This is a genomic window from Streptomyces sp. NPDC058964 (genome assembly GCF_042741275.1).
Taxonomy (GTDB): Bacteria; Actinomycetota; Actinomycetes; order Streptomycetales; family Streptomycetaceae; genus Streptomyces.
Map to the genome: position 1 here is coordinate 1 of NZ_JBHYKH010000152.1, position 15,006 is coordinate 15,006.

Here is a 15,006-nt window from a genome sequence, read left to right on the forward strand (position 1 = left end):
CGCGCAGGTCCTCGTCACCGGCACGACCGCGATGAACATCGACACGTCGCAGAAGCTGAACCACGCGCTGATCCCGTATCTCGCCCTCGTCGTCGGCCTGGCCTTCCTCCTGCTGATCCTGGTCTTCCGCTCGGTCCTGGTCCCGCTGAAGGCGGCCCTCGGCTTCCTGCTGAGCGTGCTGGCGGCCCTCGGCGCCGTGGTCGCGGTCTTCCAGTGGGGCTGGCTGTCCGGCCTGATGGGTGTGGAGCAGACCGGACCGGTCATGTCGATGATGCCGATCTTCATGGTCGGCGTGGTCTTCGGTCTCGCCATGGACTACGAGGTGTTCCTCGTGACCCGGATGCGGGAGGCGTACGTCCACGGGGAGAAGCCGAGCCAGGCCGTGGTGACCGGATTCAGGCACGGCGCCCGGGTCGTCACCGCCGCCGCGGTGATCATGATCGCCGTCTTCTCCGGCTTCATCGGCTCCAGCGAGTCGATGATCAAGATGATCGGCTTCGGTCTGGCGGTCGCGGTGTTCTTCGACGCCTTCATCGTCCGGATGGCGATCGTCCCGGCGGTGCTCGCGCTGCTCGGCAAGAAGGCCTGGTGGCTGCCGAAGTGGCTGGACCGCGCCCTGCCCGACGTCGACGTGGAGGGCGAGGGCCTGCGCACTCGGGACGAGGGCCGGCCCAGGGACGGGGACGTGGACCGGGAGCTGGCGCACGTCTGACGCGCCGCTTGCGCCGAATGACCGGCCGGCGAGGGATCCGTGGGGACGGGGCGCCCTCGCCGGCCTCCTTCACGCCGTGAAACCCGGTCGCCTGTCCCATACACGTACCGTTACCGTGCCCCGCATGACGACGACAGCCGCCACTGACGCCGACGCCGAGGGCTCCGGAGCCCACCCCCGCTTCGCCGCCGCCCTGGAGCAGCTGGGCCTCGGCGAGCTCCACTCCCGGATCAGGCGCTTTCCGGACGCGACCCGCACCGCGGCCGAGGCCGCCACGGCCCTCGGATGCGAGCTCAGCCAGATCTGCAAGTCGCTGATCTTCGCCGCGTGGGGGCCGCCCCTGCTCGAGCGAAGCCGAGAGCCTGGGGGAGGAGAGCCCGTGCTGGTGCTCATGGGCGGGGCGTCCCGGGTGGACGTGGAACGGGTACGGGAGGAACTCGGTGCCGCGGCCGTCACCCGGGCCAAGGCCGATGTCGTACGGGAGACGACCGGCTATGCGATCGGGGGCGTGCCGCCCTTCGGCCACCGCACGCGGACCAAAGTGCTCGCCGACCGGTCGCTGCTGGAGCACGACCTCGTGTGGGCGGCCGCCGGGACCCCGCACACGGTCTTCCCCATGGAGCCGAGGAAACTGATCGCCCTCGCGGGCGGCACTCTGGTGGACGTGCGCGAGCGCACCTCGTGACACCGCTGGTCACCACGGCCGTCCTGCTCGCCGCGGTCACGCACGCGAGCTGGAACGCGATCGCCCACCGCATCACCGACAAACTCGTCGGGTTCACCCTGATCCTGGCCGGCGGTGTCCTCATCGGGCTGGCCCTGGCGCCGTTCGTCGCTGTGCCGGCCTCCGCGGCACGGCCGTACCTGGTCGCCTCCGCGGCCATCCACCTCGTCTACGTCGTCCTGCTGATGACGTCCTTCCGGCTCGGCGACTTCGGGCAGGCGTACCCCATCGCGCGAGGCAGCGCCCCGCTCGTCGTCACCGTCTTCGCGGCCGTCTTCGCGCACGAGGTGCCCGACGGCTGGGCCGCGGCGGGGATCGCGCTGTCCTGCGCCGGGCTCACCGGGGTGGCGCTGTGGGGGCTGCGCGGGCGCAGGCCCGACTGGGCCGCGATCGGGGCAGCGCTCGCGACCGGGCTCTCCATCGCCTCGTACACCGTCGTCGACGGGCTCGGCGTGCGCGCCTCGGGCTCCCCGGTCGGCTACACCGCCTGGCTGATGGTGATCCAGGGCGTGGCGATCCCCGCGTACGCCGTCTGCCGCTGGAGCGGCGGGACGGTCGCCCTCCTGCGGCCGTTCGCGTTGCTGGGGCTGCTCGGCGCGGCCCTGTCCGTCGCGGCCTACGGGCTGGTGCTGTGGGCCCAGACCCGGGCCGCACTCGCACCGATCGCGGCACTGCGGGAGTCGTCGGTCAAGCTTTGCTCATGCAGTAATAGCGTCGCTGGTTAGAGGGCTGGATGAGGCATCCCGTACACCTCGGCGTCGCCCCGCGCCATGAGTCCTCGGTACGGTCTACGGCAGCGTCGAGACGGAGATCCTCCCCTCAGGGGGGTGCGACTATCACGCGGCCGAGCGCTACCACCAGCAGTACCTGGCGGCCGGTCCCTCGTGCAGGCGGGGGTCCGCTGATGCCCCAGCCCTTCGCAATTCGCCCAGGGTGCCGATAAGTGCGCAGGCGGCGGGCCGCAAGCTTGAGTTCCCGAACCGTGCCGGGGGCCACCACCAGCGGTGCTCCCGCCACCTTCATCAGTTCAGGCACGAGCTTGATGGGGTTGGCCATCCGTGATCCCACGGCTTTTCTCCATGCCGGTTGAAAGTGATCGCAAGACCGGCCGTGTTTTCGGCACTTGAGGTTGTCGTCACCTTTATGACGGATCACGACGCGACGATATGACCGATGAGCGGGAAATCAGGGAACACGACCTCACCGTCGTGCAAGCGATCTCATCCGTGTCCCCCGTGGCTCTTCTTGTCCATCGCCTGCTGATCCTTCTTGGCCTTCTCGATCAGCCGGGTCTCCTCGGAAGGGAGGTTCATGTAGAACAGGGCGTTCAGCTGCCCGATGCGCCCGTTGTACTCGGTGCACCAGTTGTCGGCGTCCTTGCCGACCCAGGTGTGCGGCAGCATGTCGTTGACCTGCTTGATGGCGTCCTGGATGGCCTGCACGGACTTGTTGACGTCGTTCATGTCGTTGCGGCAGAGGACTTCCAGGCAGGAGTGGCCTCGGCAGCCTGGAGTGGGGCCGAAGCCCACCAGGTCCCGCACTGACGCATGCTCCGGTTGGGCCTTTCAGCCCATGGTCCGTGCTGGCCCGGATGCCGAGAGCTCCAAGAGGCGCTTTGCTTGTCGCCAGCGGTACGGCGAGGGACGGGAAGACAGGTCGTGACGATGACGGGACTACTGCTGCCGGGCGGGCATGCGCTTGCCGCGCCCGTCGATCTGAACGGAGTCGGGCGTTATGTGCACTGGAGCGTCATCCAGTTGTCCGTCGCGAACCTCGTGGTCATCGGCTTGATGGTGATCGTCTTCGTCGCCGCCCTCCTGCTGCCCTTCCCCGGAGGCCGCAGATGAGCGTTCCGGGTGAGGACGGCGCGGCCACCGGGCCGTACACGAACGTGTCCGCCTCCGGCGGTTGGACCGGAGCGGTGCGTCGCAGGGCCGTCAAGGCCCTGCCCCCGGCCAAACTACTGCCGGACACACAGCCGGCGTACATGTCCTCATGGATCTATGTCTTCGGCGTACTCACCCTGACCTCGCTGATCATGGCGCTCGTCAGCGGTGGGTTGCTCGCGCTGAAGGGACCCGGCTGGTGGCACGTCTCGACGACAGGCAGGTACGTGAACAGCCTGCACCTGTGGAGCGTCGAGTTGTTGATGTTCTTCATGGTCATCCACCTGTGGGGCAAGTTCTTCATGGCTGCCTGGCGCGGCCGTCGGGCACTGACATGGATCACCGGCGCGGTCTGTTTCCTCACCGCGATCGGCACTGCCTTCACCGGCTATTTGGTGCAGCAGAACTTCGATTCGCAGTGGATTGCAGGGCAGGCCAAGGACGGGCTCAACTCGGTCGGTATCGGCGCGTTCTTCAACGTGCTGGACTTCGGGCAGATGCTGATGTGGCACATCGTGCTGCTTCCGTTCGTCCTCGCTTTGCTGACCGCCGGGCACGTCCTGCTGGTCCGGTGGCGCGGAATCGTCCCGCCCATCGGGGCGACCGACCCCGGGGCCGGCGGGACGGCGGCGCCCGCGGCACGGGACGCGCGGTGACGGGCCGGCGATCCCGGAAGGCGGCAGTGCCCGACCCTGCCGCCTTCCCCACCCGGCGGTACGACCTGATCAAGGAGTTCGTGATCGCCCTGGTGGCTGTCGCGCTTCTCACCGCGGGTCTGGCCGCTGTCTTCTCCTCGCCCGATGTCAGACCGGTGACCTTGGCTTCCTGGCCCCGGGCGGCCGGCCCGGACTTCACAGCGACGGCCGTGGCCGAACTCGCCGGCACCAGTGGAACGGCCGAGTACGGGCCCCCGTACAACCACACGCCGGGCGCGGCGCAGAAGCTCGGCCCGGTCGGACTGCAGAAAGCCGCCGGGGTCCGCATCCCGGTGGACACCGCCAACGACTTGGTACTCGGCCCCCTGGCCCATGCCCCCGAACCGCCTGGCGTCAGCGCCGCCCTGGCGGCCTGGGCCGCTGCCCCGGTCTCCCGCCGACAGGACTGGAGCAAGACCTACTCCGACGCACTGGCCAAGTCTCCCGGCGGCGACCCCGCCAAGGTTGCCAAGGGCGACTACGGCCCGGTCCCTGTGCTCACCGCGCGCCTTCTCGACCTGGCCAGATCGGGTGCCTTGGACGGGGAGTTGCAGGGAGGCGGCAAGTTCTACGAGACCGACTACACCCGCTCCCTGCTCTTCCTCTCCGACGGCTCCTACCTGGAGTCCATGGCCCGCGCCGAGCACCTGGGCGGCGACCAATGGGGAATGATGAACGAGACGGGGAACTACCCGGGCCAGGCGTGGCTGTGGCTCTATACGTTCTGGTACCAGATCGAACCCTTCAAGTCGTCCGGCAACGCCGACGCCCTGGTCTGGGGCGTGATGGCGCTGCTCAGCCTGGGGCTGGTGCTGGTCCCCTTCATCCCCGGCGTTCGGTCCATCCCGCGCTGGACGCGAGTGCACCGGTTGATCTGGCGCTCGTACTACCGCGATCAGGAGGCTGCGGTGCGGGCCGGGGAGTCGGGGCGCTGACGGCAACCATGGACGCGGCCCAGCGTTGATAACTTCGCTGGTCAGGGCGCCGGTGAAGCCATTTCGTACGCCTTAGCCCTGTCCGGTGCGATGAGAGCGCGATTGAGCTCTACCGTTGCGCCGGCGTCAGTTGGCGACGCTCTCAACCCAGCGTGAGCCACCGGACGTTCAGACGGCTGACGTCCGACGCCTCCTCCCTGGTGATCGGCTCGCGCCCGGTCGCCTTGCGTAGGAAGTGAAGTTGCCCCCACCCAAGCTTCTCCAGTGCAGCCACCCCATCCGGGCCGAGCAGAAGACCCTGCACCAAATCTGCGGCCTGGGAAGTCAGCCACGGCTCACGCCCGAGGGCATCGGCCAGGTCCAGGCCGTGCACGGCGACCTCAACCACGCGCGTCAGCAGGAACTCCGACAGGAGCATCGGATCGCAGTGCCGGGTGCGCACCACGCGCCCGTCGGGCTCGGCCCGGCACAGTCGGTCCACCTGTTGCCAAGTGGCGTCGAAGTCGTCGGCGAGCGCGGCACCGTTGAGCTGTTCAGCCGCATGATCTCGGGCCAGGGCGATCCGAGCCGCGTTGGTGTCCGGAGCGAAACGGCCGTCGGGCCGGTAGTACCCCGCTGCCGAGACCTCGGCACGTGTCGGCGCCGGCGCGGCCAGCATCCCCGGCAGCCAAGCAATCACCACCCGGACATGAGCCGGCAAGTCGCTGACCGTCCACGGCGCACACCGTGTCGGCAGACGCCACTCGGCCGCCGAGACCCCGGCCATCGCCCGCGCGAGCTGCCCCGCCTCAAGGTGAAATGCTTCAAGTACCCGCCCCTGCCCCATGCTGATCAAACTGCCGGGCCTGGGTACAGGCACGCGTCCACGACGCTGCGCGAGTCGTCGGTCATCGTCGGCGCGGCGATCGGCGCCGTGTTCTTCAAGGAGCGCTTCGGCGCACCGAGGATCGCGGCGGCGGGACTGCTGGTCGCCGGGATCGGCCTGATGCTGCACTCCGGCTAGGACGCCCACGCGGAAAGTGACGTCCGGTCAGGACGATGGGACCGGGGTGGGGCGGCCGGCGCGGACAGCGCGCGGGCGTACGGCAGTTCGCAGGGGCCGCGAGGCGTTCGGGTGGTCCGGCCGGTGGCGGACCGCCCGTGCCGTTCGGCGCGGTCGGCGTGTCCGGGGAGCCGAGACCTGGACGGCGTTCGCGCCGTCGCCGGAAAGCCCGGTGGCTGAGCGACCATGGAGGGGCGCCTCGGCGCCGTACTCGCCACACGGATCAGGAAGTTGACGTCATGACAGACAAGCTCACCGTGAGCGTCCTGGGTACCGGGATCATGGGGGCCGCGATGGCCCGCAACCTCGTGAGGGCCGGGCACACCGTCCGTGCCTGGAACCGCACCCGTGCCAAGGCGGAGCCGCTGGCCGCCGACGGTGCCCACGTCGCCGACACCCCCGCCGAGGCCGTCCAGGGCGCCGACGTCGTCCTGACCATGCTGTACGACGGGCACGCCGTCCTGGAGGTGATGCGCGAGGCGGCGCCGGCGCTGCCCTCGGGCGCCGTCTGGGTACAGTCGACCACCGCGGGCCTCGAGTCGGTCGCCGACCTGGCCGGCTTCGCCCGCGACCACGGCCTCGTCTTCTACGACGCCCCGGTCCTCGGCACGCGCCAGCCCGCGGAGGCCGGACAGCTGACCGTCCTGGCCGCGGGTCCGGCGCAGGGCCGGGAGACGGTCGCGCCCGTCTTCGACGCGGTCGGCGCCCGTACCGTGTGGACCGGCGAGGACGGGGCGGCGGGCAGCGCCACCCGGCTGAAGCTGGTCGCCAACAGCTGGGTCCTCGCGGTCACCGCGGCGACCGGCGAGGTGCTGGCCCTCTCCCGGGCGCTCGGTGTGGACCCGCGGGACTTCTTCGACCTCATCGAGGGCGGACCGCTCGACATGGGGTACCTGCGGGCCAAGGCGGGGCTGGTGCTCGACGGAGGCCTGTCCCCGGCGCAGTTCGCGGTGGCCACCGCGGAGAAGGACGCGCGGCTGATCATGCGGGCCGGCGAGGAGAACGGTGTCCGGCTCGACGTCGCCGCCGCCACCGCCGAGCGCTTCGCCCGCGCCGCCGCGCAGGGCCACGCCGACGAGGACATGGCCGCCGCGTACTTCGCCAGTTTCGACGAGAAGCCCGCCTGAGCCGACGTGACGTCCGGGGCGGCGAGGAGCACCCTGGAAGCAGTGATTCCGGAGGTGGTCCTCATGATGCACACCGCTGTGGGATGGCACGTCGAGCTCGAGTTCCAGGAGGACGATCAGCACACGAGGGCGGCGGCCTTGGTGCGCCTGCCCGACGGGAGTGAGGTGAAAGCGCACGGGAGTGCCAGCAGGCACCACACCGACGCGAATCAGCCCCGGGTCGGCGAGGAGATCGCCGGCGCACGGGCGCTCAACGAACTCGCGATGGAGCTGCTGACCAAGGCGCACGAGGAGATCGACACGTCCTCCGGGCGGACCTCGCACCCGATACACATGTGACGCACGGCCGTCGGGGGGTGTGCACGGCGGTCAGGCCGACGCCGTGCGCACCGCCCGCACGAGCGCCTGTGCCCGCGGGTCCGCCGTCACGCTCTGGTGGAAGCCGTTGGTGACATAGCCGAAGGCGATGCCCGACTCGGGGTCCGCGAAGCCGAGGGCGCCACCGCGGCCCGGGTGGCCGAAGGAGGCGGGCGACAGCAGCGGGGACGCGCTGCCGTGCAGCATGTACCCGAGGCCGAACCGCGTGTTCACCACGAGCACCCGGTCCGGTCCCGCGGACCGCTCGCCCCGGGCCAGTTCCACCGTCCCGGGGTGGAACAGCCGTGCGCCGCCGTCCACGTCGCCGATCAGCGAGGCGTAGAAGCGGGCCAGGCCGTCGGCGGTCGCGATGCCGTTGGAGGCGGGGAGCGACGCGGCCCGGTAGGCGCGGGCGTTCTCGTCGGGAAGCGGGGTGATCGCGGCGAAGGCGCGGCGGGTCAGGGACTCCGGGTCCGCGTACGCCTCGGAGACGGACCGCTTCGGGCGCATCTTCAGCGCGCCGCTCGCCTCCGGGGCCTCGATCCGGCCGACCCGGCCCACGCGCGCGGTCTCCGACTCCGGCAGGCCGAGCCACAGGTCGGCGCCCACGGGTCCGGCGATCTCGCTCGCCACCCACTCGCCGACCGGGCGGCCGGTGACGCGTCGCACCAGTTCGCCGGTGAGCCAGCTGTACGTCTGAGCGTGGTACCCGTGATCGGTGCCCGGCTCCCACACCGGCGCCTGCGCCGCGACGGCCGCCGCGCCGAGATCGGGGTCGGCGGCCTGCCCGGGCGTCAGCGGCCGGTCCAGCACGGGGACCCCGGCGCGGTGCGCGAGCAGGTCCCGGACCAGTGCCCGCTCCTTGCCCGCCGCCTTGAACTCCGGCCAGTACTGGCCCACCGGCGCGTCCAGGTCCAGCTCTCCGCGCTGGTGCAGGATCAGCAGCGCGGCGGCGGCGACGCCCTTCGTCGCGGAGCGCACGATCTGCGCGGTGCCGTGGTCCCAGGGATCCGTGCCGTCGACGTCCTTCGTCCCGGCCCACAGGTCGACGACGCGGTGCCCGTCCCGGTACACGGCGACCGCCGCGCCCCGGTCGCCATGCGGACCGAAGTTGCGCGCGAACGCCTCCCTGACCGGCTCGAAGCCCTCGGCCACTGTGCCGTTCACGTTCACGTCCACCGCCGGATCCCTTCACTCTTGCGACAGCGAGTGAAACACGGGGACGTGGCCTTGGATTCCTCGGCAGGGTCTCGGTGCGGGTCACGATTCGGTGTCCTGCCCGGTCGCCCGGGACCCGTGTGTCGCCGTGGTCGGCTCCGGCCAGGTGCAGGCGCGCACCGACCGGAGCCGGCGCAGTGCGACGCCCTCGGCGAACCGGTGGAGCACGCCCCGGTACCAGCCGGACCGGGCTGCGGCGGCGCGCTCTTCCTGGAGTCCCAGGCAGAGCCGTACGACGACGCCCGGCAGGAACACGGTCCAGCACGGTCCGGTCAGGAGGCCGAGGACGACCCGGACCGGGGCCTGGGCGCGCAGGCCGGTGTCGACGGGCCCGCCCAGGCCCCGCCGCTCGGCAAGCTCCCTCACCTCGCGCGGAACGAACCGGCTCATGGCGCCCCTGCCCGCCGCCGCGGGCGGCACGGAGGCAGAACCCGGGCCGGGGCGCCGTCACCCCGGGCGCGGGGTTCAGCCCAGCACGATCGTCACGTCGATGTTGCCGCGCGTCGCGTTGGAGTACGGGCACACCTCGTGGGCCGCGTCCACCAGCTTCGCGGCGATGTCCGCGTCGAGGACCGGGAGGGAGACGCTGAGGGCGACCGCGAGACCGTAGCCGCGGTGCTTGTTGGGGCCGATGCCGACTTTCGCGGCGACCGCGGAGCCGGTCAGGTCGTAGCCCGCACGGTTGCCGACCAGGATCAGCGCGTTGTGGAAGCAGGAGCTGTAGCCGGCGGCGAACAACTGCTCCGGGTTGGTGCCGTTGCCGTCGCCGCCCAGCTCCGGCGGCATCGCGACCTTCAGCTCGATCTCGCCGTCCTGACTGGTGACGTACCCGTCCCGGCCACCGTGTGCGGTGGCCTCGGCGACATACATGATCTTCGTCGGGCGGGTGTCGACAGCGGTGCCGTCAGTCATGGTCTGCCTTCCCCAGAACAGGTGCGCACAAGTGCATCGTGCACAAAGTACTGGTCGGTCGGTCAGTTGTCGCCCTCCCGGACAGGTATCCGTGGGTAACTTGCGCTCAGTGCGGAGCGGCGGGGCGGGCGGCGCGCTCCGCCAGCTGCCGCAGCTCCTCGCGCAACCGCTCGACCTCCTGCGTGCCGAGGCCTGTCGTGGTGAGCAGCGCGCCGGGTACGCAGGCCGCGCGCTCCCGCAGTTCCTCGCCGCGCCCGGTGCACGCGACGAGTACCGAGCGCTCGTCCCGTGCCGAGCGCTCCCGGCGCACCAGACCCGCCGCCTCCAGCCGCTTCAGCAGCGGCGAGACCGTGCCGTAGTCGAGGCGCAGGGCGGCGGTCAGGTCCTTCATCGTGGTCTCGCCGCGCTCCCACAGCACGAGGAGGACCAGGTACTGGGGATAGGTCAGGCCGAGCTCGTCGAGGAGCGGCCGGTACGCGGCGGTCACGGCCCGCTGGGCGGCATACAGCGCGAAGCACAGCTGGTCGTCCAGCCGCAGCGAACCGGTGCCCTCTTGATGCGTCACGCGCCCATTGTCACGGACGACCAGGGACGGCCGTCATGGAAACGTGTCAGCTCCGTTCGGCGGCCGCCGGCACGGAGCGGGGGTCGAAGCCGAACGGGAGCTCCAGACGGTGGGCGCGCATCAGGGCGTCGTCGGACAGCAGGGTGCCCGTCGGGCCGTCCGCGGCGATCACGCCGTCGCTCAGGACCAGGGAACGCGGGCACAGTTCCAGCGCGTACGGCAGGTCGTGCGTGACCATCAGGACGGTGACGTCCAGCGAGCGCAGGATGTCGGCGAGCTCGCGCCGGGAGGCCGGGTCGAGATTGGAGGAGGGCTCGTCGAGGACGAGGATCTCCGGCTCCATCGCCAGGACCGTCGCGACGGCGACCCGGCGGCGCTGTCCGAAGGACAGGTGGTGCGGCGGGCGGCCGGCGAAGTCCTGCATGCCGACCCGCTCCAGGGCCGTGCGCACCCGCTCCTCCAGCGCGGCCCCCTTCAGACCGGCCGCCGCCGGGCCGAACGCCACGTCCTCCCGCACGGTCGGCATGAACAGCTGGTCGTCCGGGTCCTGGAAGACGATGCCGACCTTCTGCCGGATCTCGGCCATGTGCCTCTTGCCGACCGGCAGCCCGGCCACCGTCACCGTCCCGGTGCCGCCGCCCAGGATGCCGTTGAGGTGCAGCACCAGGGTCGTCTTGCCGGCGCCGTTCGGGCCGAGCAGGGCGACCCGTTCGCCGCGCCCGATCGAGAAGTCCACGCCGAACAGGGCCTGGTGGCCGTCGGGGTACGCGAAGGCCAGTCCGGCCACTTCCAGCGAAGGTGTCACAGGACCCATCCCAGCAGACAGACGACAAGGGCGGTGAGGGGGAGGGCGAGGGCGTACGACCACTGCGCCCGGGACGCGGTCACCTCGTCGATGACCGGCATCGAACCGGCGTACCCCCGGCTCACCATGGCCAGGTGCACGCGTTCCCCGCGCTCGTAGGAGCGGATGAAGAGCGCGCCGGCCGACTTGGCGAGCACCCCCCAGTGGCGCACGCCCTTCGCCTCGAAGCCGCGCGACTCCCGGGCGATCCGCATCCGGCGCATCTCGTCGGTGATGACGTCGCCGTAGCGGATCATGAAGGACGCGATCTGGACCAGCAGCGGCGGGAGCCTGAGCCGCTGCAGGCCGAGCAGCAGCTCGCGCAGTTCGGTCGTGGCCGCGAGCAGGACGGAGGCGGCGACGCCCAGGGTGCCCTTGGCGAGGACGTTCCAGGCGCCCCACAGCCCGTTGACGCTCAGCGACAGGCCGAGGAAGCCGACGCGCTCGCCCTCCGCCACGAACGGCATGAGCACCGCGAAGGCGACGAACGGCACCTCGATCAGCAGCCGCTTGAGCAGGAAGCCGGCGGGCACGCGCGCCCGGTGCGCGACGAACGCGAGCAGGACGGCGTACAGCCCGAACGCCCACATCGCCTCGCGCGGGGTCGACACCACGACCACCACGAAGGCGAAGGCGGCGGCCAGCTTGGTGTGCGGCGGCAACGCGTGCACGGGTGAGTGCCCGTGCCGGTACAGCCTGTGCGCTCCCCCAAGCTCTCGGCTCCGCTCGAGCAGGGGGGTACCCCCATCCGCCCCCATGTCAAACGCCCGTGCTCACGGCCGAGACGTCCCGCGTACGGCGCCTGCGCACCGCCCAGAACACGGTGCTGCCCGCGACGACCGTGACGCCGACGCCGATCACGCCCGCGAGGCCGCCGGAGAGGCGGGCGTCCGAGACGTCCTCGACGCCGTAGCCGGCGAGCGGGGAGCCGGCCGAGGCGTGCTTCTCCGCCTTCCGGTCGATGCCCTTGTCGTGGGCGATCTTCTCCAGGCCGTCGGGGCTGGCGGAGGCGTAGAAGCTGACGAACCCGGCGAGCACGAGGGAGGTGACCAGACCGGTGATCCACAGCTTGCGCTGCGTCCGGGCGGTGGCGGCGGGGACCGGCCCGGCCGCGGGTGCGTCGACGAGCTCGCCGTTCACCCGGAGCTTGAGGCGCTGCTGCAGTCCGCGGGCGCCGTACACCAGGTCCGGCCGTACGGCGATGACGGCGCCGACGGTGAGCGCGGTGATCGCGGCCTCGCCGATGCCGATGAGGACGTGGACGCCGATCATCGCGGTGGCGACCTTGGAGATGGCCACGTCGGTGGTCCCGCCGACGGAGTAGATGAGGGTGAAGGCGACGGCGGCGGCCGGCACGGAGACGGCGGCGGCGGTGAAGGAGGCGACGGTCACCGAGCGCCGCTTGCGCGGGAGCACTTTGACCAGGCCGCGGAAGACTGCGTACGACACGACCGTCGTCACGATCGCCATGTCCGTGATGTTCACGCCGAGCGCGGTGAGGCCGCCGTCCGCGAAGAGGATGCCCTGCATGAGCAGGACGACGGAGACACAGAGCACGCCGGTGAAGGGGCCGACGAGTATCGCGGCGAGGGCGCCGCCGAGGAGGTGCCCGCTTGTTCCGGCCGCGACCGGGAAGTTGAGCATCTGTACGGCAAAGATGAACGCCGCCACCAGACCGGCCAGCGGGGCGGTGCGCTCGTCGAGTTCGCGGCGGGCGCCGCGCAGGCTCACGGCGAGGGCGCCGGCCGCGACCACTCCCGTGACCGCGGAGGTGGGGGCGTCGATGAATCCGTCGGGTACGTGCACCGTTTGATTTTAGTGGCTTGTTGCGAACGTTTTGCAAGAGCGAGGGAGTCGTGTATGCCGCGCGCACACATGAGGCGCACTCACTCCAAAGAGCGCAATTCGGGAAATATGCGACATTGGAGTGGAGGCGGACTCAACAGCTTCCGCCCAGATCACTCAGCGTCAGGGGGTGTCCGATGTCCGTAGTCGAACAGTACGCACGAGCCCACATCGTCACGGACGAGAACGTCCAGGACGATCCGGCCGTGCCGGTGCTTCTGCGCTATGACCCCGAGACGGACCCCCGAGCCGTGCGGGTCGACCTGCCCGGTACCCATGAGTGGACATTCTCGCGGTCACTGCTGGAAAAGGGGCTGCGGGCACCGGCTGAGAGCGGAGACGTGCGCGTGTGGCCGTGCGGGCGGGTGCAGGCCGTGGTGGAGTTCCACGACGACCACGGTGTCTCGGTCGTGCAGTTCGAGTCGAAGGCCCTGCTGAGGTTCCTCAGGCGGACTTACATGGCCGGGGAGCCCGTGGCCGGCTGAGCCCGGGCGCCCGGCCGTTCGGCTGCCCCGGCTCAGCTGCCCTTCTTCAGCAGCGCCGCCACGATCGGCCCCGCGGTGTCGCCGCCGTGCCCGCCAGCCTGGACCACGCCCGCGGCCGCGAGATCGCCCCGGTAGGCGGTGAACCAGCCGTTGGGCTTCTTCTGGCCGTCGACCTCGGCCGAACCGGTCTTGGCGCCGTAGTCGGGCCCGAGGCCGGACATGGCCTGGGCGGCCGTGCCGTACGCGGCCGTGTACTGCATCAGCTCGCGCAGCTGGGAGAGCGTCGCCGCGGACAGCGTGCGGGTCGCGGTGGCCGTCTTGCGGTGGTCCACGGCGGGGGAGACCAGATAGGGCTGGTGAAAGACGCCCGCCTTGACCGTCGAGGCGACCGAGGCCATGTTCAGCGGGTTCATGCGCACCCCGCCCTGACCGATCAGCGAGGCGGCCATCTGGGCCGCCGACTGCACCGGCACCGAGCCGTCGAAGGTCGGGACGCCGATCGCCCAGTTGTTCATGGACAGACCGAAGACCTGCTGGGCCTGGTTCGTCAGGTCGGAGTCGCCCAGCTTCTTCGCCTGGCTGATGAAGGCCGTGTTGCAGGAGCGCGCGAAGCTCGCCTTGAACGTGCCGCCCTTGATCTCGAAGTCGTCGTCGTTGTGGAAGGTCCAGCCGCCGTACTTCACCTTCTTGGGGCAGGGGTGGGCCTTGTCGGCGGACGCCAGATGCTTCTCGATCAGCAGCGACGATGTGATGATCTTCATCGTGGAGCCGGGGGCCAGTGAGCCCTGGAAAGCCGTGTTGAAGCCGTGGCCGGTGTTCGCGACCGCGAGGATCTCGCCGGTCGAGGGGCGCATGACGACGACCGAGGCCTTCGCCTGCTTGGTGACCTGCTGCTCGGCGGCCGCCTGGAGGGCCGGGCTCAGTGTCGTCTTCACGGTGCCCGGGGTGCCCTTGCTGAGCTCCACGAGCGTCTTGTCGGACAGCTTGTCCGCCCTGGACGCCTTGCCGCGCACCACGCGCAGCTCGATGCCCGCCTTGCCGCCCGCCGTCTTGCCGAACTTCTCGCGCAGTCCGTCGAGGACCGTCCCCAGCGACGGGTACTTGGCGGCCGTCAGCTCCCCGCCGTCCCGGTCCAGCGCCTTGACGGGCGGAGTGCCGGACGCGCCGGTGACCAGCTCGTCGCCGTCCTTCAGATCGGGGTGGACGACGGAGGCGTGCCAGTCGACCAGCGGCTTCCCGTCGCGCGCGCGGCGCACGACGGTGAGCGAGCTGTCGTACGCCAGTGGCTTGCTGACTCCCTTGTAGCTGACCGTGGCCTTGACGGAGAACGGGACCTTGGCGCCGGTGCGGGTGCCGGCGGTGAGGGTGACGTCCTTGATGTGGGCGTTCTTGGTGTAGCCGGTGAGCAGGGAGGCGGCGGCGCCGGAGTCGTCCGTGGCGGCGGCGGCCCCGGTCACCTTGCCCTGCTGCCAGGCCGTCAGGAAGCGTTCGGCGGTGGTCCGGACCTCGGTCGCGGACAGCGGGCCGGTCCTCACCTCCTTGTGGGCGGCGGAGGCGCCCGTCCGGCCCTCGGCGGCCGCCCCCCCCCCGCCGTTGGGGTTTTGAGCCCCCCCGCGGGCCGCGCCCCGCCGCCGCGGTACCCCCCCCCGCCCCCACACA

19 protein-coding genes and 1 pseudogene are annotated in these 15,006 nt (G+C 71.0%); 10 read left to right on the forward strand and 10 right to left on the reverse strand.

Features of this window, described 5'->3' with window-relative positions; translation table 11 throughout:
- The 3 genes from ACFW2E_RS20155 to ACFW2E_RS20165 all read left to right on the forward strand — a co-directional run.
- A partial coding sequence (locus tag ACFW2E_RS20155; protein WP_384468221.1) for an MMPL family transporter occupies positions 1–712 on the forward strand: 712 nt, incomplete at its 5' end.
- Positions 713–836: 124 nt separating this feature from the next.
- Complete coding sequence (locus tag ACFW2E_RS20160) at positions 837–1,397, forward strand: YbaK/EbsC family protein (protein WP_384468223.1); 561 nt, start codon at positions 837–839, stop codon at positions 1,395–1,397.
- The gene (locus ACFW2E_RS20165; RefSeq protein ID WP_384468225.1) at positions 1,394–2,161 is read left to right on the forward strand and encodes an EamA family transporter; all 768 of its coding nucleotides are present in this window, start codon (positions 1,394–1,396) and stop codon (positions 2,159–2,161) included. The genes ACFW2E_RS20160 and ACFW2E_RS20165 overlap by 4 nt, the downstream gene beginning before the upstream one ends.
- 495 nt (positions 2,162–2,656) lie before the next feature.
- Here ACFW2E_RS20165 and ACFW2E_RS20170 read toward each other — a convergent pair whose 3' ends face one another.
- Positions 2,657–2,977, reverse strand: a complete 321-nt coding sequence (locus ACFW2E_RS20170) for a hypothetical protein (RefSeq protein ID WP_384468227.1) — start codon at positions 2,975–2,977, stop codon at positions 2,657–2,659.
- A gap of 117 nt (positions 2,978–3,094) precedes the next feature.
- Between ACFW2E_RS20170 and ACFW2E_RS20175 the strand changes: the two genes are divergently transcribed.
- Genes ACFW2E_RS20175 through ACFW2E_RS20185 form a run of 3 tightly spaced genes read left to right on the forward strand, consistent with a single transcriptional unit; the run spans position 3,095 to position 4,952 of the window.
- Positions 3,095–3,283 (forward strand): hypothetical protein, encoded by a 189-nt coding sequence (locus ACFW2E_RS20175; RefSeq protein WP_384468229.1) that lies wholly within the window; start codon positions 3,095–3,097, stop codon positions 3,281–3,283.
- Positions 3,280–3,978, forward strand: a complete 699-nt coding sequence (locus ACFW2E_RS20180; protein WP_384468231.1) for a cytochrome b N-terminal domain-containing protein — start codon at positions 3,280–3,282, stop codon at positions 3,976–3,978. The genes ACFW2E_RS20175 and ACFW2E_RS20180 overlap by 4 nt, the downstream gene beginning before the upstream one ends.
- Before the next feature lie 26 nt (positions 3,979–4,004).
- Positions 4,005–4,952: a hypothetical protein gene (locus tag ACFW2E_RS20185; RefSeq protein WP_384468233.1), complete on the forward strand. Its 948-nt coding sequence runs from the start codon at positions 4,005–4,007 to the stop codon at positions 4,950–4,952.
- 142 nt (positions 4,953–5,094) lie between these two features.
- Here ACFW2E_RS20185 and ACFW2E_RS20190 read toward each other — a convergent pair whose 3' ends face one another.
- Positions 5,095–5,778: a maleylpyruvate isomerase N-terminal domain-containing protein gene (locus tag ACFW2E_RS20190; RefSeq protein WP_384468235.1), complete on the reverse strand. Its 684-nt coding sequence runs from the start codon at positions 5,776–5,778 to the stop codon at positions 5,095–5,097.
- Between the two features lie 45 nt (positions 5,779–5,823).
- Here ACFW2E_RS20190 and ACFW2E_RS20195 point away from each other — a divergent pair.
- The 3 genes and pseudogenes from ACFW2E_RS20195 to ACFW2E_RS20205 form a co-directional block, all read left to right on the forward strand.
- Positions 5,824–5,955: pseudogene (locus tag ACFW2E_RS20195) on the forward strand (EamA family transporter); the annotation flags it as partial.
- Between the two features lie 278 nt (positions 5,956–6,233).
- Positions 6,234–7,121 (forward strand): NAD(P)-dependent oxidoreductase, encoded by an 888-nt coding sequence (locus tag ACFW2E_RS20200; RefSeq protein WP_384468237.1) that lies wholly within the window; start codon positions 6,234–6,236, stop codon positions 7,119–7,121.
- Between the two features lie 63 nt (positions 7,122–7,184).
- The gene (locus ACFW2E_RS20205; RefSeq protein WP_384468239.1) at positions 7,185–7,460 is read left to right on the forward strand and encodes a DUF1876 domain-containing protein; all 276 of its coding nucleotides are present in this window, start codon (positions 7,185–7,187) and stop codon (positions 7,458–7,460) included.
- 30 nt (positions 7,461–7,490) lie between these two features.
- Here ACFW2E_RS20205 and ACFW2E_RS20210 read toward each other — a convergent pair whose 3' ends face one another.
- The 7 genes from ACFW2E_RS20210 to ACFW2E_RS20240 form a co-directional block, all read right to left on the reverse strand.
- Positions 7,491–8,651, reverse strand: coding sequence for a serine hydrolase domain-containing protein (locus ACFW2E_RS20210; RefSeq protein WP_384468259.1), 1,161 nt, complete (start codon positions 8,649–8,651; stop codon positions 7,491–7,493).
- 87 nt (positions 8,652–8,738) lie between these two features.
- Positions 8,739–9,086 carry a hypothetical protein gene (locus ACFW2E_RS20215; RefSeq protein WP_384468241.1) on the reverse strand — a complete coding sequence of 116 codons (348 nt, stop codon included), beginning with the start codon at positions 9,084–9,086 and terminating at the stop codon, positions 8,739–8,741.
- 75 nt (positions 9,087–9,161) lie between these two features.
- On the reverse strand, positions 9,162–9,608 hold the full coding sequence (locus ACFW2E_RS20220) for an organic hydroperoxide resistance protein (RefSeq protein ID WP_384468243.1): 447 nt from the start codon (positions 9,606–9,608) through the stop codon (positions 9,162–9,164).
- A 106-nt stretch (positions 9,609–9,714) separates the two neighbouring features.
- The gene (locus tag ACFW2E_RS20225; RefSeq protein WP_384468245.1) at positions 9,715–10,173 is read right to left on the reverse strand and encodes a MarR family winged helix-turn-helix transcriptional regulator; all 459 of its coding nucleotides are present in this window, start codon (positions 10,171–10,173) and stop codon (positions 9,715–9,717) included.
- A 46-nt stretch (positions 10,174–10,219) separates the two neighbouring features.
- On the reverse strand, positions 10,220–10,987 hold the full coding sequence (locus tag ACFW2E_RS20230) for an energy-coupling factor ABC transporter ATP-binding protein (RefSeq protein WP_384468247.1): 768 nt from the start codon (positions 10,985–10,987) through the stop codon (positions 10,220–10,222).
- Complete coding sequence (gene cbiQ, locus ACFW2E_RS20235) at positions 10,975–11,775, reverse strand: cobalt ECF transporter T component CbiQ (RefSeq protein WP_384468249.1); 801 nt, start codon at positions 11,773–11,775, stop codon at positions 10,975–10,977. The genes ACFW2E_RS20230 and cbiQ overlap by 13 nt, the downstream gene beginning before the upstream one ends.
- Before the next feature lies 1 nt (position 11,776).
- On the reverse strand, positions 11,777–12,823 hold the full coding sequence (locus ACFW2E_RS20240; protein WP_384468251.1) for an energy-coupling factor ABC transporter permease: 1,047 nt from the start codon (positions 12,821–12,823) through the stop codon (positions 11,777–11,779).
- A 176-nt stretch (positions 12,824–12,999) separates the two neighbouring features.
- On the opposite strand from ACFW2E_RS20240, the gene ACFW2E_RS20245 reads away from it, so the two are divergent.
- Positions 13,000–13,347, forward strand: coding sequence for an SsgA family sporulation/cell division regulator (locus ACFW2E_RS20245; protein ID WP_384468253.1), 348 nt, complete (start codon positions 13,000–13,002; stop codon positions 13,345–13,347).
- A gap of 32 nt (positions 13,348–13,379) precedes the next feature.
- Here the strand turns inward: ACFW2E_RS20245 and ACFW2E_RS20250 are convergent, their stop codons facing one another.
- On the reverse strand, positions 13,380–15,005 hold the full coding sequence (locus ACFW2E_RS20250) for a penicillin-binding transpeptidase domain-containing protein (protein ID WP_384468255.1): 1,626 nt from the start codon (positions 15,003–15,005) through the stop codon (positions 13,380–13,382).
- Position 15,006: the final 1 nt, after the last annotated feature.